Consider the following 18,707-nt stretch of genomic DNA (forward strand, 5'->3'; position numbering starts at 1 on the left):
ACGCTCCCTTCGGTTTACAACGGTATGTTCGAATGTTTCTTCGGCGGATTGACCACTTTCTTGGTCACCAGCGACTGGAGCGCCCGAATGATGCGAAAACGCGTGTTGCGCGGTTCGATCACGTCGTCGATATAGCCGTATTTGGCCGCCACGTAGGGGTTGGCGAATTTGGTGCGGTACTCCTCTTCCTTCTCGGCCAGGAATTTCGCGCGTTCTGCGTCGTCTCCGATCGCTTTGGCTTCTTTGGCCATCAGCACTTCGACGGCTCCCTGGGCGCCCATCACGGCGATTTCCGCCGTCGGCCACGCATAGTTCAGGTCGCCCCGCAGATGCTTGGAACTCATTACGCAATACGCCCCGCCGTAGGCTTTGCGCAGGATGACGGTGACTTTCGGCACGGTGGCCTCGCCGTAGGCGAAGAGCAGCTTGGCGCCGTGGGTGATGATGCCGCCGTACTCCTGAGCCGTGCCCGGCAGGAATCCCGGTACGTCCACCAGCGTTACGATCGGGATGTTGAAAGCGTCGCAGAAGCGAACGAAGCGTGCGGCTTTGCGGCTGGCGTTGATGTCGAGCACGCCGGCGTAGTATTTCGGCTGGTTGGCGATAATCCCGACGCTCTGGCCGTTGAAGCGGGCGAAGCCGGTCACGATGTTCGGCGCGAAGGTGCGCTGCGATTCGAGGAACTCCCGGTTATCGACGATGGCGTGGATCACGTCCAGCACGTCGTAGGGCTTGTTCGGGTTGTCGGGGATAATTTCGTTGAGGGCGTCTTCGATGCGGTCGATGTCGTCGGTGCAGACGGCCAGCGGCGCGTCTTCGAGGTTGTTCTGGGGCAGGTAGCTGAGCAGCTTGCGGATCATGGCCATCCCCTCTTCTTCGGTTTCGCTGACGAAGTGGGCCACGCCCGATTTGGTGGAGTGCATGGAGGCGCCGCCGAGCTGCTCCTGCGTCACCTCTTCGCCGGTCACGGTCTTGACGACTTTGGGGCCGGTGACGAACATGTAGCTGGTACCTTTGTTCATCAAGATGAAGTCGGTCAGGGCCGGCGAGTAGACGGCTCCGCCGGCGCAGGGGCCGAAAATGGCGGATATCTGGGGGATCACCCCGGAGGCCATGATGTTGCGCTGGAAGATTTCGGTATATCCGCTCAGGGCGTTCACGGCTTCCTGGATACGTGCGCCGCCGGAGTCGTTGATGCCGATCACGGGGGCGCCGTTCTTCATGGCCATGTCCATCACTTTGCAGATTTTGGCGGCGAAGGTTTCGGACAGGGAGCCGCCGAAGACGGTGAAGTCCTGGCTGAATACATAGACGAGCCGTCCGTCGATGGTGCCGTAGCCGGTCACGACGCCGTCGCCGTAATAGGACTCTTTTTCGATGCCGAAGTTGGTGCAACGGTGGGTGACGAACATGTCGAATTCTTCGAAGCTGCCTTCGTCGAGCAGCAGGTCGATGCGTTCGCGGGCGGTGAGTTTCCCTTTCGCATGTTGCGAGTCGATGCGCTTCTGACCGCCGCCGAGCTTGGCTTTCTCGCGGAGCGCGACAAGCTCTTTGATTTTTTCCTGATTGACGCTCATAAAAAAGTTTGTGTGGTTCGGTTCTTATTCGTGATTAATTCGTTTGTTTATTCGTGCGGTTGAGATTGGAGAGAACTGCCGCTTTTTGGAAAAAGCGGCACCAAAAACTTTTGTGAAGCTCCGCTGCGCCTTAGGCTCCGCAGTCCTTTTGCATTGCGAGCTTTTTATTTTGTCATTGCAGGGGGCTATTTGGGTATAAATGTGTTATATAGCCCCCTGCAATGACAAAATAGGAACTGTCAAAGAAAAGAGGTATCCGGCAGGCCCAGGAGATGCGTCAGCATCTCAAAAAGTTTTTTCGGTTCCTTTTGTTCACAAAAGGAACAGTGCCCTCAAACTCGATTGTACGAATAAACGAACGATTATTTCTTTGCCGGGTCTTCGCACAGTTCGGTCAGCACGCCCTGCGTCGATTTCGGGTGCAGGAATGCGATATTCAGCCCCTCCGCGCCCTTTCGCGGCGCTTTGTCGATCAATTGCACCCCTTTCCCCTCGCATTCCGCCAGCGCTTCGGCTACCCCGTCCGCCACCGCGAATGCCAGGTGGTGGATACCCTCGCCCCGTTTTTCGATAAACTTGGCGATCGTGCTCTCCTCCGACGTCGGTTCGAGCAGTTCGATCTTAGTTTGGCCGACCTTGAAGAAAGCGGTGCGTACCTTCTGGTCCGCCACTTCCTCGATGCTGTAACATTTCAGGCCCAGCACCTTTTCGTAATAGGGGATGGCCTGTTCGAGACTTTTCACCGCGATGCCGAGGTGTTCGATGTGGGAGATGTTCATAACGTATGGATTTTTAGTCGTTTAGCCTGGGCAGTACGACCTCTGCGGCCGATGTTTACAAAGTTAGGGTTTGTTTTTGAAATAACAACCCGGAAATCAGTAAACTTTTCCGCGCAAAACGGCCTGCGGCGCGGGGTCCGAAGCGGGAACCGTCACGAAACGGATCGTTTTGTAGAACGCCCCCCGGTCCGTCGGCGTCAGCGTCACCGCGACCCGGACACTGTCGCCCGGCATGAGGGGCGACTTCGGCCACGAAGGTTTCGTGCACGTACAGTCCGTCCGGATGTCCCGGATGACCAGGGGCTTGTCCGACCGATTGACGCAGGTCAGCTCCACCCGGTTTTTGGATTTGAAAGCGATTTCGCCCATCTGTATGACAGAAGGGGTTACGGACAGCGTCTGGGCCGGCAACAGGTCCCATGCCGATGCGAAAAGCGCCGCAAAGAAGAATTTTCGTATCATAAATATTCACAAGGCAGCTATATGCGACTTTACCCTATTTTATTCGTATGCTTGATTTTCAAATGCTTCCGTCCTGCTCCTCTCCTTCGGAGCGGCTCTGCCGTTTTGCAACAGGGCCGGTTGGGCAGACCGTTATCCGATTTTGGGTAAAGTCGTATATACTTACCATTCACAAAATTAATATCTTTGCTCATCCGAGACTAATCCAAAAACACATAAAACATGAAGAAAATTTCACTCATCGCGTCTTTGGCTGCCGGAGCGTTGCTGTTTTCGTGCTCCGACCCGTACAAAGGGCTTGACCCGAAACTGGCCGCCGACCTGCAAGCCAACATCGCCGCTGCCGGCGAGAACGGTCAGGAACTGCTCGCCGCGCTGGAACAGGCGCCCGAGAACCAGAAAGAAGGTATGGCTTACCTGATCGCGTATATGCCGGAGGGAGACCGCGACACGCTGAAAGCGGGTTTCCTGCTCGAAGAGGTGGGCTGGGCTTACAAGGCCCGCGAGACTTTCCCGTGGACCCGAACCCTGCCGGACTCCGTATTCTACAACGACGTGCTGCCATACGCCTCGATGAACGAACATCGCGAACCGTGGCGGGCTATGTTCTGGGAAAAACTCTATCCGCTGGTGGACAGCATCACCGACGTGCGGGCGGCGATCGACACGATCAACAAGCAACTGCAATACCTGGTTAAGGTGGAGTACAACACCAAACGTAAAAAACCGCACCAGTCGCCGGGCGAATCGATGGAGATCGGCATGGCGTCGTGCAGCGGTCTGTCGATTCTGCTGACTGACGCTTTCCGGACGATGGGTATCCCGTCGCGCATCGCGGGTACGCCGTTGTGGGTGTCGAAAGAAGGCAACCACAACTGGACGGAGGTCTGGATCGACGGCCAGTGGTATTTCACGGAATATTATCCGACGCCGGCGCTGAACCACAGTTGGTTCCTGGAACGCGCGGGCAAGGCCGACAAGAGCGATCCGATTTATTGGATGTACGCAACGTCGTGGAAACCGACCGGGTTGCATTTCCCGATGGTCTGGGATAAGGATAACGAAAACGTTCCGGGCATCGACGTGACGGATTTCTATATCGACCTGTACAACGCGCAAATGGCTGAGGCGAAGAACGGAGCGCCGGTGGTGATCCGGGTGTTCAAGGCCGAGGACGGCGGACGCAGCAGCGCCGACCGCGTGGCGCAGGATGTGAAGGTGGTGGATGCGGACGGCAATATGGTGGCTGCGGGCAAAACGGCGGGGCCGACGGCCGACATGAACGATTACCTGACGCTCTACCTGCCGTTCGGCAAAGAGCTGAAAGCGGAGTTCACGGATGCGGCGGGCACGGTGCACAGCGCTCCGGTCTCTACGCCGAAGGCCCGAAAAGGCGAACAGCCGGCGCCGATCGAAATCGAACTCTATCTCGAATAAGAACCGGTAGCATATACGGCATCCCGATTATACGCCTTTGGTTTTCTCGGACGCTTCTTCGGTTCGTGCCTTTCGTCCGGGGTTGCCTGCCATACTCGATTCTGGCGGCGCCGCAGAGCCGGCAGCGGGAAATTACCGCCGGACAGGTCTGGTATACCAAACTATAAATCAGGTACCGTATGTATCGACCTGAAAATCGAGGCTTCCCGGAAACGGGGAGCCTTTTTGGTAAGCGACCGTACCCGGCCCGGGCATCCGGTTCGTGTGTCTGATCGTATGCGGACAGGGAATCGACGGAAAAGGAGCGGGCCGGAGAGCGGCAGAAGATCGGACAGGCGTTCGATCCGGAGTAACGCCGCGTTCCGTCCTCGCCGTTTCTGTCCCGTGTCCGTTCGGATACGGGCGGTATAGCAGGGTATGCGGCGGGATTTTCGCCGGATGCCGGGGGTCTGCCTGCCGCCGACCGGCAAAACGACGAAAAGAGTTATATACGATGGGCGAACCGCCGGAAGGAGGTTCGCCCATCTCAGAAACCGTCTGTTTCGGGGACTGCCGAAAGAAAGCATATGCTGTCCGCCGGATCGAACGGCGGAGCAGTCAGCGTATGCCTCGCCGGTTCAGCTCTTTCGCATATGCCGCTGCGTTGCGGTTATGTTCCGGCAGCGTTCGGGCGAAAGCATGGCGTCCCGAGAAGTCCGCTTTCGCGCAGAAATAATAGTAATCATGTTTTCGGTCTTCCTCCGCATATGCCAGCGTCGCATCCAGCGCCGAGACCGGCGGCACGCAGATCGGTCCCGGAGGCAGACCCGCATACCGATACGTGTTGTACGGCGAGTCGTATGCCAGGTGCCGGTTCAGCACCCGCCGAATCGACGGGTCGCCCAGCGCGAACTTGACCGTCGGGTCCGCCTGGAGCGGTATTCCCGCACGCAGGCGGTTGATATAGACGCCCGCCACCTGCGTCATCTCGCCGCTGAACTTCGTCTCTTCGATCACGATCGAAGCGATCGTAGAGATCTGCTCCGGCGTCAGGTTCAGTTTTTCCGCTTTCGCCCGCCGTTCCTCGTTCCAGAACCGGTCGTGCTCCTTTTGCATCCTGGTCACGAATTCGCGCGGAGTCATCGTCCAGTAGACCTCGTAGGTATTCGGTATGAACAGCGACGGAAATGTCGCCTTCGTCAGTCCCGTTTCGCCGATGACCGATTCGTCGTTCAATGTCCGCAGGATCGCCGCAGAATCGGCCTCGATGTATCGCGATACGACTCCCGCCAGTCTGTCCATTGTGCGTATGTTGTTGAACGTCAGTCGTACCGGGGTTTCTCGACCGTAAAAGAAACGGGTCAGCGCCGTGCGGTACGCCATGCCTTCCCGGAGCGTGTAATTTCCCGCCCGGACGCTGTCCAGTCCGTTCGAACGGGCGTAGGAATCCCATTTGCGGGGGGTTTTCAGGTATCCGCTGTCGGCCAGCATCCGGCTCAGTTCGTCGAAAGAGGTTCCCGTACGGACCTGTACGGTACCCTCCCGCACGATGGCCGTCCCGAAACGGTAGTCGTATTGTTTCCAGCCGATCGCAACCGCTATTGTGAGAAAAACCAGAGCCAGGGCCGCGATGATCGTTATGCCCCGCGCCGAAAGTTTTCGTCGTTTCCCTTTTGCGGAGGCCTTGCGGCGGGCGGTTTTTGTTTTTGCCATAGGTGGGGATGCTCCTGTTTTGCAGAGCCAAAGGTACGCAAAAATCGAAAATCGCCGGCCGGGGTTGGGGAAATCCGAAAATTGCCTTATTTTTGTGCCGTGGGTAAGTCTTGTACGACCAGCTCCTGCTGAATCCCCCAGGGCCGGAAGGCAGCAAGGGTAGGCGGTTGTAGCGGTGCGATGCAAGTAGCTTACCCACTTTTTTATTTGCGTCGGCAATAATCCGCGTTTTATGCGAATCTATTTATTCATTACCTTTGGGTCATGATCATCAAGCTATATCCCGAAAATCCCAACGAACGGACCGTAAGACAGGTGGCCGACATCCTGCGCCGCGGAGGGGTGATCGTCTATCCCACCGATACGGTTTACGCCCTCGGCTGCGCGCTCGACCAGCCCAAGGCCATCGAACGGCTGCGGACGATCCGGGGGGGCAAGGATTCCGCCGAGATGTCCATCGTGTGCGCCGAAATCGGCGAAGCGGCCGAATACGCCAAAGTGGACAATCTGGTGTTCAAACTCCTGAAACACAACCTGCCGGGGCCGTTCACCTTCATCCTGCCCGCTTCGTCGCGGATTTCCGACAAAGTGATGATCGGCCGCAAGACGGTCGGGGTGCGCATTCCGGACAACTCCATCGCGCTGGCGATCGTGCGCGAGCTGGGGATGCCGCTGGTGACCACTTCCGTGAGGACGGACGACGTGGGGGACGAAGTGGAGTATATCACCGATCCGGAACTGATCAGCGAACGCTATCCGGCGGTGGACGCCGTGATCGACGGCGGCATCGGCGACAATTTCGCCTCCACGGTGGTGGACTGCACGGTCAGCGGCGAGGTCGATGTCGTGCGGCAGGGACGCAGGGAACTCGAATTCTGAAAATTTATGGACGAACAAACACGCAAACAGAAATACAGGGGAGAATTGCTCACGGCCGGCATGGTCTTGGGACTGGTCATGTTCGCGGTCGTGGTATTGCAATACCTGTTCCGCGACGCGGGCGGTTTTGTGGTCGGCTTGCTCTCGTTCGCCAATTTCGCGGCGATCGTGGCGGTGCTGATCGTTTACGGAAGGCGCGCTGCGGCCTTGTGCCCGCCCGATCCCGTGCTGCGGCCGAACGGATTTACTTACGGCCGGGCTTTCGGATTTTCGATACTCGTTTCGTTGCTGAGCGGGATCGTGTACGGGGTCGGTTATTTCCTGCTGACCGAGGTGATCGATCCGCGCTATTTCGGCCGGGCCATGGAACGCGTGGCCGAGCTGTACATTTCGTCGGGGCTGATGACCGCCGAGCAGGTGCAGGCGGGAATGGCGTTGATGCACAACCTTTTCGTCGTGATTTTCGCCAATATGGTCGCCATGTTGTTCCAGGGCGGTTTCCTGTCCCTGTTCACTGCGGCGATCGTGCGTTACCGCAGGCCGCACAGTTCGTTTCCGCCGTTGCAATAAAATGATCGACATGGATATTTCGCTGGTCATTCCGGTATATAACGAAGAGGAGTCGCTCGCGCCCCTGATGGAGTGGATCGCCCGTGTGATGGGAGATCACGGGTTCTCGTACGAGGTGATCTTCGTGGACGACGGATCGACGGATGCGTCGTGGGAGGTCATCACGCGTTTGAAAGGGCAGTATCCGGCGATTCGGGGTATCCGTTTCCGCCGGAATTACGGCAAGTCGCCCGCCCTTTACTGCGGTTTCGATGCGGCGCAAGGGGAGGTGGTCGTTACGATGGACGCCGATTTGCAGGATTCGCCGGACGAGATCCCGGAGCTTTACCGGATGGTGACCGAAGAGGGGTACGACCTGGTGTCGGGCTGGAAACAGAAACGTTACGACCCGCTGGGGAAAACCCTTCCTTCCAAATTTTTCAACATGACGGCCCGCGTGACCAGCGGCATCCGGCTGCACGACTTCAACTGCGGGCTGAAAGCCTATAAGAAGAAGGTGGTCAAGTCGATCGAAGTCTATGGCGAGATGCACCGGTTCATTCCCATTCTGGCCAAACAGGCCGGTTTCCGGCGGATCGGGGAGAAGGTAGTGCAGCACCGCGCCCGGCAGTTCGGGGTGTCCAAATTCGGCTGGGAACGGATGATAAAGGGGTATATCGACCTGCTGACGGTGCTTTTCATGACCCGTTTCGGACGGCGGCCGATGTATATCTTCGGCGGCATCGGCACGCTGATGTTCCTGGTCGGGGCGGTCATTACCGTTTACCTGATTTCCGAGAAGCTGTATTTGCAACATCACGGCCTTCCGCTGCGGCCGGTAACCGACCAGCCGCTGTTCTATATCGCCTTGCTGGCGGTGGGGCTGGGCGTACAGACCTTTTTGGCCGGCTTCCTGGGAGAGATGGTCAATCGTTCGGCGCCGGAACGCAACCGGTATCTGGTGGACGAACGGCTGTGACGATTGTTTGTAAGGCGGCATTTCGGACTGCCGTCGTTTTTTCGTTGAGGTAGTGAGGCCTTCCGGTCGGAGGGACGGGCGCCGGCGGTTCTGTGAATCGTATCCGTCCGGCGCATTTAACGAAGAGAAAAATTGTACGGTTTTAAAAAATTTATTAAAATTGCAGTCGGAACAGTGGGTTTCCTCTGATCCTCGGATTTACCAACAACACAATAAAAACTCAAAGTTATGTCTAAAATCAAAGTAGGTATCAACGGGTTCGGCCGTATCGGTCGTCTGGTGTTCCGCGCTGCGCTGACCAAAAGCGACATCGAAATCGTAGGGATCAACGACCTCGTTCCGGTGGATTACATGGCGTATATGCTGAAATACGACACCATGCACGGCCAGTTCAAAGGCACCATCGAAGTCAAGGACGGCAAGCTGGTCGTTAACGGCCAGGCTATCCGCGTGACTGCCGAAAAAGACCCGGCCAACCTGAAATGGGACGAAGTGGGCGCCGAGTATGTCGTTGAATCTACCGGTCTGTTCCTGACCAAGGAGCTGGCTGAAAAACACATCCAGGCCGGTGCCAAACGCGTGGTGATGTCGGCTCCGTCGAAAGACGATACCCCGATGTTCGTGATGGGTGTGAACAACAAGGAATACAAAGGCCAGACCATCGTGTCGAACGCTTCCTGCACCACCAACTGCCTGGCCCCGATCGCCAAAGTGCTGAACGACAAGTTCGGTATGGTAGACGGTCTGATGACCACCGTTCACTCGACCACCGCTACCCAGAAAACGGTGGACGGCCCGTCGATGAAAGACTGGCGCGGAGGCCGTGCCGCTGCCGGCAACATCATCCCGTCTTCGACCGGTGCCGCCAAAGCCGTGGGTAAAGTGATCCCGGCGCTGAACGGCAAACTGACCGGTATGTCGCTGCGTGTTCCGACCCTCGACGTTTCGGTAGTCGACCTGACCTGCAACTTGGCCAAAGACGTTACCTACGACGAAATCTGCCAGGCTATGAAAGAGGCTTCGGAAGGCGAACTGAAAGGTATCCTCGGTTACACCGAAGATGCTGTCGTTTCGAGCGACTTCCTGGGCGACGCCCGCACTTCGATCTTCGACGCCAAAGCCGGTATCCAGCTGACTCCGCGTTTCGTGAAGGTCGTTTCGTGGTACGACAACGAATGGGGCTACTCGAACAAAGTAGTCGAACTGATCCAGCACATGAACACCGTTAAATAATCTTTACGGTTCGTCGTTTTACAGGCGCGGCCCACATCGTTTTCGATGCGGGCCGCGCTGATTTTTTGCGTCGGATGGCATTCCGTTCGTTCCGGACCGTATTTTCGGTTCCGATCTTCAGGAGGTTTTCCCGCGGTTCCTGTTTCAGAACGGAAACAACGAAAGACGACCTGCATTGTCCGGGTGGCTGGCGGCGCAGGTCGGTGTTGGGTTAGGCGGCTATGTCCTTTGCTTTGGCTTTTCGGCCTGCACCGGCCTTTTCGGACTTGTGTCGTTTCGTCCGACGACGGTACGGCATGGGGGCGGTCTCGATCGTTATTGCGTAAATCCTGCGTTGAGTTTTCCGTTAGGTAAATATATACGACTTTACCCTATAATTATATGCATACTTGATTCTCAGCATATTTCGGCCCGCGCCCACCCCCCGAAGCCGCAAAGCGGCTTGGGCGCAGGGCCGTTTAGGGAGATTGTTGCCCGATTTTGGGTAATGTCGTATATACTTACTTTCCGTTATTTATGGTAGAGCAGTACGGTGGCATAGACGGCTACGCCTTCTTCGCGCCCGGTAAAACCGAGCCGTTCGGTGGTGGTCGCTTTGATCGAAATATCTTCGACGGCGCTGCCGAGCAGCGGGGCAAGGGTTTTTCGCATCCTGTCGATATAAGGCCGCAACTTCGGAGCCTGGGCCAGTATCGTGCAGTCGGCGTTCCCCAGTCGGTATCCTTTTTCCTGTACCAGTGCGATGCATCGCCTGAGCAATATTTTGCTGTCTATATCTTTGAATTCCTGTGCGTTGTCTGGGAAATGAAGCCCTATATCCCCCAGGGCGAGCGCTCCGAGCAGGGCGTCGCACAGGGCGTGTATCAGAACGTCGCCGTCTGAATGGGCTACGAAGCCTTTATTATGTTCAATGCGAATGCCGCCTAACCACATGGGCAGTCCCTCTGCTAAAGCGTGCACGTCATACCCGTTCCCGATACGTATCGTTTCCATTTCTTTTTATTATTTTTATTCGTTCGTTTATTCGTATTGAGGCAACCGCTAGGCTCAGGAGATGCGAAGCATCTCAAAAAGTTTGGCTTCGCCTTCCTCCTGACGCCTCGGCCATTCGAACGAGTTCGACGGCACTCGGCTGCTGCGTCGGTTTTCTGGTTCTCTTTGTTCACAACCGACGCTGCCAGCGAATCCAGAGACCGTTTACGGGCTATGGTAAGCGGCGAGGAGGAACCGAGTAGCGTTCCGAGACCAAAGACCGTTCACGGTCTTTGGCAAGGTAGCACGAGGAAGCCGCAGGCAAAACGAGCGTAGCGAAGTTAAAGAGAACAGTATCTTCAAACCAAAAAGTACCAAATAAACGAACGAATAAAAATAATAAAAAGATGAAGAAGATAGCAGAGCTTGAACCCCGGATTGTCTGGAAGATTTTCGAGGAGATTACGCGCGTGCCCCGTCCGTCCAAGAAAGAGGTTAAGATACAGGCCTTTATCGAATCCTTTGCCGATGCGCACGCATTGGAGCGCAAGCGGGATGTCAAAGGGAATATCGTCATTGTCCGGCCCGCCTCGCCCGGACGCGAAGACGAACCCGCCTTGATTTTGCAAAGCCATATGGATATGGTGTGCGAAAAAGATTCCGACATACGGATCGATTTCGAGAACGACCCTATCGAAGCCTATGTGGACGGCGAATGGGTCAAGGCCAGGGGAACCACCCTCGGAGCCGACTGTGGTATCGGTATGGCCCTGCAAATGGCGGTTTTGATCGATCCCGAACTGCACGGCCCGAAAATAGAAGCCCTCTTCACTGTCGATGAAGAACAGGGTCTGACCGGGGCGATGAACCTCGGCGAGGGGATGCTGACCGGAAACCGGATGATCAATCTCGATTCCGAAGACGAAGGCGAGATTTTCATCGGCTGCGCCGGGGGAATCGATACCGTCGCTACCCTGACATATGCGCCGGAACCGGCTCCATCTACGCCTGATTACGAGTATTATACCATCGAAGTTTCCGGACTGCACGGCGGACATTCCGGAGACGACATCGAAAAAGGATTTGCTAACTCCAATAAAGTGCTGAACCGGATCCTGTGGAACCTGGCTCGGAAGCACGGTCTGCGTTTGAGTCGTTTCGACGGAGGCAATTTGCGCAATGCCATTCCGCGGGAAGCGCGGGCGCTCGCAGCCCTTCCTGCCGGGCAGGTTGCCGCGGCCGGAACCGCGTTCCGAACACTGGCCGATGAAATTATCCGGGAGTTCGCCTATACCGAAACTTCCATGCGCATAACGTTCGAACCTTCAGCGGAGAGACCCGTCCACGCGCTGCCTGCGGATGCACAGTCGCGTCTGCTGCAAGTGCTGTATGCCGTTCCCCACGGAGTTATGGCGATGAGTTTCGCGATGCCCGGACTGGTGGAAACTTCGACCAACCTGGCCTCCGTGAAGATGCCGGAAGAGGGTAGGATCGTGATTACGACTTCGCAACGCAGTTCGGTGGAGAGCGCCAAGCGCGACATAGCCGACCGGGTGGCCGCCGTGTTCGCTTTGGCGGGGGCCGAAGTACGGCATACGGACGGATACCCCGGCTGGTCGCCGAATCCCGCTTCGCCGCTGGTGCGCAAATCGTCCGCCATATACAGGGAGATGTTCGGGCGCGACCCGAAAGTCAGGGCCATTCATGCGGGGCTGGAATGCGGCCTGTTTCTGACCCGGTATCCGGAACTCGACATGATTTCCACCGGTCCCACCTTGCGAGGCGTGCATTCTCCGGCGGAAAGGGTCGATATCGCCAGTGTGGGCAAGGTCTGGGAGTACCTGAGGCGACTTGTGGAGGAGGTATGATCCATTTATTTTATAAATGGGTGAAACGTCCGGGCGGCACTTCGGGAAAGGCTTGTCCGTCGTCGTACACAGGATTGAAACCGAAACGATTAGGTTAGTAAAATTATTTAATAAGACGGAAGACGTCCGTAGAAAGTCCGATAACCATAAGGAACACTGAGGAATAAAAAACGAAAATCGAGAGAAAAAGTTTTTTTATATCGGGAGAGTATTCTATATTTGTCCGTAGTTAGGGGTGGATCCTAATGGGAACTCAAGTCAAACAATATTAACCCTTTTCAACTTAAATGCTTTTATATGAAGAAAATTAGACTGTTAACATTGTTGGTCCTCGGTCTGCTGATAGGCGGTACAGCCTATGCGCAGAGCCGGGTGAGCGGCGTGGTCAAGTCTTCTGAAGACGGGCAACCACTCGCAGGTGTAGTCGTACAGATCAAAGGTACGACCATTGGTGCTCTGACCGGTGCCGACGGTACCTACACCATCAACAACGCATCGGTAGCTAATTCCACGCTGGTTTTCAGCTACGCCGGTATGCGTAAGCAAGAGATTCCTGTTGCAGGGAAATCTACCATTAACGTAACCATGCAACCCGATGCTTTACAGGCAGAGGCGGTCACGGTAACTGCTTTGGGAGGCCGCAAACAGAACCGTGCTTTGGGTTATGCCACCTCCACGGTAAAGGGGGATGAATTGGCCCGCACGAATACGGTAAGCCCTGCCAACGCCCTTCAAGGTAAAGTAGCCGGGGTACGTATTTCGACCGGCGGTTCGGGTGGTATTACCACCGCTCCGACCGTAACGATCCGTGGTAACAAGTCTCTGACCAAGAACAACTCCCCGATCTACGTGATCGACGGTATCGTGATGGAATACGAACAGCAGTCGGCCGGAAACCTGTTCCGGAATACCGATGCCACCATGTACGGCAACCAGCTGAAGAACCTGAACCCGGACGACTACGAATCGGTAACGGTGCTGAAAGGCGCCGCCGCCACTTCGCTGTACGGTTCCCGCGGAGCCAACGGCGCCATCGTGATCACCACCAAACAGGGTAAAGCCCGTAAAGGTATCGGCGTCGAAGTGAACTACTCGCACGAATGGGGAACGATCTACAAGAACGCCTATCCGCTCCAGAACGAATACGGGATGGGTGCCTACAGCAACGGTTACGAAGGCGATCTGATTCCGGGTACCAACTCCACCTCTACCGGTTACACGGCCAGCTCGTGGGGCCCCTCCTTCGCGTCGATGCAGGGACAGCAGATGTACCAGTACTACAAGTATTACGAACCGGACGGCATCGACAACCCGTTGGACAGCTACGTAGCTTATCCGGACAACTGGAAAGCGTTCTATCAGAACAGCCAGTACGATAATATTACGGTAGCATTGACGGGCGGTTCCGAGAAAGCCACTTTCCGTCTCTCGTACGGTTACATGGACGGCGACGGTAATATGCCGGACAACAGCTTCTCCCGCCACTCGATCAACTTCACCGCTAACGGCAAGATCAACGACGTGTTCTCGACCAACCTGAACCTCCAGTACTCGAACTCGACGACCGAAAATCCGAACTCGACGATCGGCGGTTCGTGGGCGACCGTACCGTCGATGGTCATCGGTTATTCGGCCAACCGGAACACCGATATCGAATGGTATAAGAACCACTATATCAATCCCGAAACCTACGCGACCTACGGGACGACCTCGTTGGGCAACGTCAATAGCCGCATCACGCAGATGTACGACGAAAATGTCAGCCGCAACGAACAGACGCTTATCGCCCAGTTGGGATTGAGCGCCCAGTTCACCGACTGGTTGGACGCCAACGTCAGCCTGACCTACAACAACTGGCAGATCTTCTCCGAAACCAAGACCTGGGGACGCGTGACGACCGGTAAATACGCCATCAGCGGCAGCACGAGCAGCTCTTACGACGGTACGGCCCAACTGCATGCCAACAAGCGGTTCATCGACGACAACCTCGAACTCGACGTACGTCTCTTCGGGCAGATCTACGGTAACGGCGTAGGCGCTTCGTACAACAAGAGTACCCGCGGCGGTCTGATTACTCCCGGTTTGTGGACGTTCGCCAACTCCGTGGAACCGATTACGACTTCCGAAATGGGCGTCAGCAAATCGCGGCGCAACTCGATGACGATCGGCGCCGGCGGTGTCGTGAACCTGTCGTGGAAAGACCAGATCTATCTGGAAGTAACGGCCCGTAACGACTGGTTAAGCTCGCTGCTCTATCCGACCTGGATTCCCTACGGTCAGGACAACTACTCGGTATTCTATCCTTCGGTGAACGCGTCGTGGGTCTTCTCCGACACGTTCCATATCGACCCGAACATCCTCTCGTTCGGTAAACTGCGCGCATCGTGGGCGCAGGTAGGTAAAGGCACCGACGCGTACGGAACGGCATCGGGCGCCGGCGGATATTCGATCAGCTCTATTTACGGCCCGACCAATAGCAGCATTTACGCGGCATCGGCCAACAACAGCACGCTGCCTAACTACGACCTGAAGCCCGAAATCCAGACCTCGATCGAGTTCGGTGCCGACCTGCGCTTCCTGAACGGGCGTATCGGCGTGGACGTGGCTTACTACAAAACCAATACGAAGAACCAGATTCTCTCACTGAGTTCCGTTACCGAATCGGGGGTAAGCTCCCAGCTTATCAATGCCGGTAATATCCAGAACCAGGGTTGGGAACTTCAGATGGACTTCGTGCCGATCCGCACCCGCACGGTGAACTGGACCATCGGCGCCAACTGGAGCCGCAACCGCGGTAAAATCAAGGAACTGGCCAACGACATCAACTACTATACGATCAGCGGCTATTCGTGGGACGGTTCCGCGACGCCGGGCGTTTACGCTTTCGTGGACGGCGCTTTCGGGGTGATCGCTTCCGGTAACGGTTACGGTTACGGCAATGAAATCGCTAAATTCTACAACGCCGACGACCCGAACGATCCGCGTAACGGCAAGCGTCTGATTTACTATGCCGGTCAATACGATACCAATGTGGTACCCGGCACCAGCGCTTATGCGAATATGGTGTACGATTACGTGAGCGCATCGAATGTGGCCGGCTATTACGGCGACGAGGCTTCGTACTGGGGCGGTCAGAAAAACACGACCACGGTTCTGGGTAGCGTCGAACCGGATTTCGAATACGGTATCAACACGAACGTATCGGTGAACCTGCCGAACAACAGCGGTTCGATCGACTTCTACGCCCAAATCGACGGACGTTCCGGCGGCTACATGGTACAGGCCACCAAATGGTATCTGGACCAAAGGGGTAATACGGAGGAAACCCTTTACGGCCGCGATGCCGCTCACGGCGGCGAAGCCCGTATCAACTACAAAGGCGAAACCGTCTACAACGGTATCGTTCCGGACGCCGTGTTCTATACGCAAAATTCGAAAGTGACCAGTTTGACGACGGGACAGAAAGTGGATCTGGCGGGCATGACGTTCCGCGAAGCGGTCGATGCCGGACATATCCAGCCTGCGCTTGCCTCGACCTGGTGGGGTTACACCCGCGGCTATGCGGACGACATGGTCTCGAAACAAAGCTACATGGCCCTGCGCGAACTGACTATCGGGTACAACTTCCCTGAAAAGTGGATCAAACACGTCGGTCTGCAATCGGCACGCCTGTCGTTCACCGCACGCAACCTGTGTTACATCTATAACGGAACCAACGGTAAATCGAACCCGGACGGCTACATCACCAACAACGCCCTGACCCCGTTCGATTACGGTACCACTCCGTTCGTGCGCAACTTCTCGTTCGCCCTGAACCTGAGATTCTAACCTTAACCATTCTAACAGACCATTTTTATGAAAATAACGAAATATTTGATCGGAGGTTTGGCGGCGCTCGCCCTTGTCGGCTGTAAGGACAAGATGCGCGAGTTGAACACCAATCCCGACACCATCGGGGAGACCGACCCGCGGTATCTGTTCCTGAATTCCATGCAGGATTTCGACTGGCCCTCGCGAGGCTATCTGCAGGTCGTTCCCCAGAATGTCGGAGCGTTGATGCAGTACGTGGCCTACTATAACGGGGCTTCGGCCGGTAACTACTGCAACCAGCAGGCCATGAGCTATGCTTCGCCGAGCAACATCAGTTATAACTACGACTGGTGGGAAGGAGTCGGCAAAGGCATGGTCACCATCATGACCTACATCGACGACAACATGGACGAAATCGAAGCGCAGCGGTACCAGGATTTGCGTGCCATCTGCGGTATCGTGAAGGTTTACGAAGCGTTCCGCGTGTTCCAGAACTACGGCGCGAATGTCTACACGCAGGCTTTCAAGGCGATCACCGAAGGGATCACCCTGCCGGAATACGATATCTTCGACGTGGAGATGTATGAAAAACTGGACGACGAGCTGGCCGGCTATATCGCCGTGCTGGAACAGCCGGCCAACGAGAACACGGTTCAGCTCAACGAGTACGACCCGATCTACGGTTACATCGCCAATCCGGCGATGGGCGCTCCGAGCGCACGCGGGGATTACGAAACCCAGCGCACGCTGTGGAAGAAATTCGCGAACTCCTACCGTCTGCACATGGCATGGGTTATGCGCGCTGCCGACGGAGCGCGGTTCAGTCAGGTACTGCCCCAGGTGCTCGCATCGGGCGTCTATGAAAGCGCGGACGACGGCGCGTTCTCGTTCCTGAACGGCGGCGAAAACAACGGCGGCCCGTACAACTGTGCGGAAGCCGCACAGATCAGCACCAACTATGCGGTTACGGACAACTTCGTATCTTACCTCAAAGAGCTGGACGACCCGCGTCTGCCGCTGCTGGCGCGTGCCAACAACCTCTACGAAGCCAACAAGGCCCTGCAATGGATGAAAGCCTACTTCCCGGACTCGCTGAAGTTCCACGACTATTACAACCGCGAAACCAAGCAATGGGAAGACAATGTTTCGTGGGGCGGCGTTCTCGACTTCGAAGCCGACCCGATGATGGCTTATCAGGGCGTTTCGGCCAACCCCGGCGATGTGAATATCAGCGGTCCGGGCCAGTTCTGGGGAGTGCGGGACTTCACGTTCCGGTTCTACGCTCCGGGCTATGTGCCGAACGGTGACAACGACAACCTGGGTCCGTGGACCGTTACGAACCAAGGCACTCCGACTGAGGACTTCCCGGCGACCTGGACGATTTACAATCCGGACACTTCGTTCACCATCGAAATGGGCAGCCGTCCGCAGGGCCGCTATTGGGTAGCCGCCGGCGGCGCTCAGTACGGCGTGGCTTCCGAAGGGAACGGGAACGGTTACGACGGTTCGATCGACGACCGTTGGAGCATCTTCTTCCGCCAGCCGGTCTATACTTACCCGGAATTCTGCTTCATGATGGCCTACCTGACCCTCGACGGGGAAAATACGGGCAGCAAATCGGCCGCCGAATGGTATGAAGACGGGGTGAAGGCCGCCATGGAAGAGTTGCAGGCCGAAGCCATACGGTACGGCGTACAGGTGGCTACCAACACGGAACACACCTACTATACCGAAGCCACCGGCACCCGGTATGTCAATCCCGAAATCAAAGGCATCAACGACAACGGCGTTTACGCCATCGACGGAAGCATGATCAGCAGCTACCTGTCGGCGAACGCACTGTCGAGCGCTGCCGACCAGAAAGAGGCCGTCGTAGGCCAGATGTGGATCTACAGTTACCGGCAGCCGCAGAAGATGTGGGACTGGTGGCGTCTGACGGGTTACCCGAAAGTGGTGGACGTGAATACGCCGGCCGACCGGCCGACGGGCCTCTACTGGGTACAGCCTTCCACGGAAGCCGACGGTACGGTGCTGACGTGGCCGCGCCGCGGCGCTCTGCCCCAGCCGGAAGCCGCCAATAACGCGAACTACAATGCGGCCCGCGACGAACTGCTGAAGATCAGCGGTTACGGCTCGACTTACAACGAAACCACCGGACGTATTTTCTGGGATAAACAGGGATTGTAAAACCTGAGAACGGTTTCCGGCCCGCATTGTGAACGGGCCGGGAACTCCTTTCGGGCGGCTCCCGTCCGAGCGCCTCTCTACCCGGTTCTCTCGTGGTGTTAGTAGTCTTGGGAGAAATCCGACCGGGAAGTCCCCCGGGTACGGCATGAATATGCCGGCCCGGGGGACTTTCGTATCGGTAAGCATATAGCCTGATTTTACAGGTATACTTGATTATCAGCGTTTTTGGTCAGTGCCCTCACCCTTTCCGCGCGGAAAACTCCCGGTACTCCGTGCCGGGCGG

Annotated in this window: 13 protein-coding genes and 1 other RNA gene; 9 read left to right on the forward strand and 5 right to left on the reverse strand. The window is 56.5% G+C overall.

The window, feature by feature from the left end:
* Window positions 1-14: 14 nt before the first annotated feature.
* The 3 genes from RIKMI_RS0107455 to RIKMI_RS0107465 all read right to left on the reverse strand — a co-directional run bounded on the left by RIKMI_RS0107455 (window position 15) and on the right by RIKMI_RS0107465 (window position 2,818).
* Entirely contained in the window at window positions 15-1,577 is a 1,563-nt protein-coding gene (locus RIKMI_RS0107455) for an acyl-CoA carboxylase subunit beta (RefSeq protein WP_027291093.1), read from the reverse strand.
* A gap of 362 nt (window positions 1,578-1,939) precedes the next feature.
* On the reverse strand, window positions 1,940-2,356 hold the full coding sequence (gene mce, locus RIKMI_RS0107460; protein WP_027291094.1) for a methylmalonyl-CoA epimerase: 417 nt from the start codon (window positions 2,354-2,356) through the stop codon (window positions 1,940-1,942).
* 96 nt (window positions 2,357-2,452) lie between these two features.
* Window positions 2,453-2,818: a DUF1573 domain-containing protein gene (locus RIKMI_RS0107465; protein WP_027291095.1), complete on the reverse strand. Its 366-nt coding sequence runs from the start codon at window positions 2,816-2,818 to the stop codon at window positions 2,453-2,455.
* Between the two features lie 222 nt (window positions 2,819-3,040).
* Between RIKMI_RS0107465 and RIKMI_RS13400 the strand changes: the two genes are divergently transcribed.
* The gene (locus RIKMI_RS13400) at window positions 3,041-4,255 is read left to right on the forward strand and encodes a transglutaminase-like domain-containing protein (protein ID WP_051214413.1); all 1,215 of its coding nucleotides are present in this window, start codon (window positions 3,041-3,043) and stop codon (window positions 4,253-4,255) included.
* 597 nt (window positions 4,256-4,852) lie between these two features.
* Here RIKMI_RS13400 and mltG read toward each other — a convergent pair.
* Window positions 4,853-5,947: an endolytic transglycosylase MltG gene (gene mltG / locus RIKMI_RS0107480; protein ID WP_051214414.1), complete on the reverse strand. Its 1,095-nt coding sequence runs from the start codon at window positions 5,945-5,947 to the stop codon at window positions 4,853-4,855.
* A 101-nt stretch (window positions 5,948-6,048) separates the two neighbouring features.
* On the opposite strand from mltG, the gene ffs reads away from it, so the two are divergent.
* The 5 genes from ffs (at window position 6,049) to gap (ending at window position 9,587) form a co-directional block, all read left to right on the forward strand.
* An RNA gene (gene ffs, locus RIKMI_RS14620) (signal recognition particle sRNA small type) lies at window positions 6,049-6,141 on the forward strand.
* A gap of 70 nt (window positions 6,142-6,211) precedes the next feature.
* Entirely contained in the window at window positions 6,212-6,826 is a 615-nt protein-coding gene (locus RIKMI_RS0107485) for an L-threonylcarbamoyladenylate synthase (protein ID WP_027291098.1), read from the forward strand.
* Window positions 6,827-6,832: 6 nt separating this feature from the next.
* On the forward strand, window positions 6,833-7,396 hold the full coding sequence (locus tag RIKMI_RS0107490; protein WP_027291099.1) for a DUF4199 domain-containing protein: 564 nt from the start codon (window positions 6,833-6,835) through the stop codon (window positions 7,394-7,396).
* Between the two features lie 10 nt (window positions 7,397-7,406).
* On the forward strand, window positions 7,407-8,354 hold the full coding sequence (locus tag RIKMI_RS0107495) for a glycosyltransferase family 2 protein (protein ID WP_027291100.1): 948 nt from the start codon (window positions 7,407-7,409) through the stop codon (window positions 8,352-8,354).
* Window positions 8,355-8,582: 228 nt separating this feature from the next.
* The gene (gene gap, locus RIKMI_RS0107500) at window positions 8,583-9,587 is read left to right on the forward strand and encodes a type I glyceraldehyde-3-phosphate dehydrogenase (RefSeq protein WP_027291101.1); all 1,005 of its coding nucleotides are present in this window, start codon (window positions 8,583-8,585) and stop codon (window positions 9,585-9,587) included.
* Window positions 9,588-10,097: 510 nt separating this feature from the next.
* On the opposite strand, the gene ispF is transcribed toward gap, so the two are convergent.
* A complete protein-coding gene (gene ispF, locus RIKMI_RS0107505; RefSeq protein WP_027291102.1) occupies window positions 10,098-10,580 on the reverse strand; it encodes a 2-C-methyl-D-erythritol 2,4-cyclodiphosphate synthase in 483 nt (160 codons plus the stop codon).
* 386 nt (window positions 10,581-10,966) lie between these two features.
* Between ispF and RIKMI_RS0107510 the strand changes: the two genes are divergently transcribed.
* The 3 genes from RIKMI_RS0107510 to RIKMI_RS0107520 all read left to right on the forward strand — a co-directional run bounded on the left by RIKMI_RS0107510 (window position 10,967) and on the right by RIKMI_RS0107520 (window position 18,424).
* Window positions 10,967-12,427: an aminoacyl-histidine dipeptidase gene (locus tag RIKMI_RS0107510; RefSeq protein WP_027291103.1), complete on the forward strand. Its 1,461-nt coding sequence runs from the start codon at window positions 10,967-10,969 to the stop codon at window positions 12,425-12,427.
* Window positions 12,428-12,724: 297 nt separating this feature from the next.
* On the forward strand, window positions 12,725-16,255 hold the full coding sequence (locus RIKMI_RS0107515) for a SusC/RagA family TonB-linked outer membrane protein (RefSeq protein ID WP_084135222.1): 3,531 nt from the start codon (window positions 12,725-12,727) through the stop codon (window positions 16,253-16,255).
* Between the two features lie 27 nt (window positions 16,256-16,282).
* Window positions 16,283-18,424 carry a SusD/RagB family nutrient-binding outer membrane lipoprotein gene (locus RIKMI_RS0107520; RefSeq protein ID WP_027291105.1) on the forward strand — a complete coding sequence of 714 codons (2,142 nt, stop codon included), beginning with the start codon at window positions 16,283-16,285 and terminating at the stop codon, window positions 18,422-18,424.
* Window positions 18,425-18,707: the final 283 nt, after the last annotated feature.

This window comes from Rikenella microfusus DSM 15922 (assembly GCF_000427365.1).
Lineage (GTDB): Bacteria > Bacteroidota > Bacteroidia > Bacteroidales > Rikenellaceae > Rikenella > Rikenella microfusus.

What these genes read in the sequence shown, in the direction of transcription:
- RIKMI_RS0107455 (WP_027291093.1), bottom strand. Translation starts at nt 1,577, where the DNA reads ATGAGCGTCAATCAGGAAAAAATCAAAGAGCTTGTCGCGCTCCGCGAG.
- RIKMI_RS0107520 (WP_027291105.1), top strand. Translation starts at nt 16,283, where the DNA reads ATGAAAATAACGAAATATTTGATCGGAGGTTTGGCGGCGCTCGCCCTT.
- mltG (WP_051214414.1), bottom strand. Translation starts at nt 5,947, where the DNA reads ATGGCAAAAACAAAAACCGCCCGCCGCAAGGCCTCCGCAAAAGGGAAA.
- RIKMI_RS0107485 (WP_027291098.1), top strand. Translation starts at nt 6,212, where the DNA reads ATGATCATCAAGCTATATCCCGAAAATCCCAACGAACGGACCGTAAGA.
- RIKMI_RS0107495 (WP_027291100.1), top strand. Translation starts at nt 7,407, where the DNA reads ATGGATATTTCGCTGGTCATTCCGGTATATAACGAAGAGGAGTCGCTC.
- RIKMI_RS0107490 (WP_027291099.1), top strand. Translation starts at nt 6,833, where the DNA reads ATGGACGAACAAACACGCAAACAGAAATACAGGGGAGAATTGCTCACG.
- gap (WP_027291101.1), top strand. Translation starts at nt 8,583, where the DNA reads ATGTCTAAAATCAAAGTAGGTATCAACGGGTTCGGCCGTATCGGTCGT.
- mce (WP_027291094.1), bottom strand. Translation starts at nt 2,356, where the DNA reads ATGAACATCTCCCACATCGAACACCTCGGCATCGCGGTGAAAAGTCTC.
- RIKMI_RS0107510 (WP_027291103.1), top strand. Translation starts at nt 10,967, where the DNA reads ATGAAGAAGATAGCAGAGCTTGAACCCCGGATTGTCTGGAAGATTTTC.
- RIKMI_RS13400 (WP_051214413.1), top strand. Translation starts at nt 3,041, where the DNA reads ATGAAGAAAATTTCACTCATCGCGTCTTTGGCTGCCGGAGCGTTGCTG.
- RIKMI_RS0107465 (WP_027291095.1), bottom strand. Translation starts at nt 2,818, where the DNA reads ATGATACGAAAATTCTTCTTTGCGGCGCTTTTCGCATCGGCATGGGAC.
- ispF (WP_027291102.1), bottom strand. Translation starts at nt 10,580, where the DNA reads ATGGAAACGATACGTATCGGGAACGGGTATGACGTGCACGCTTTAGCA.
- RIKMI_RS0107515 (WP_084135222.1), top strand. Translation starts at nt 12,725, where the DNA reads ATGAAGAAAATTAGACTGTTAACATTGTTGGTCCTCGGTCTGCTGATA.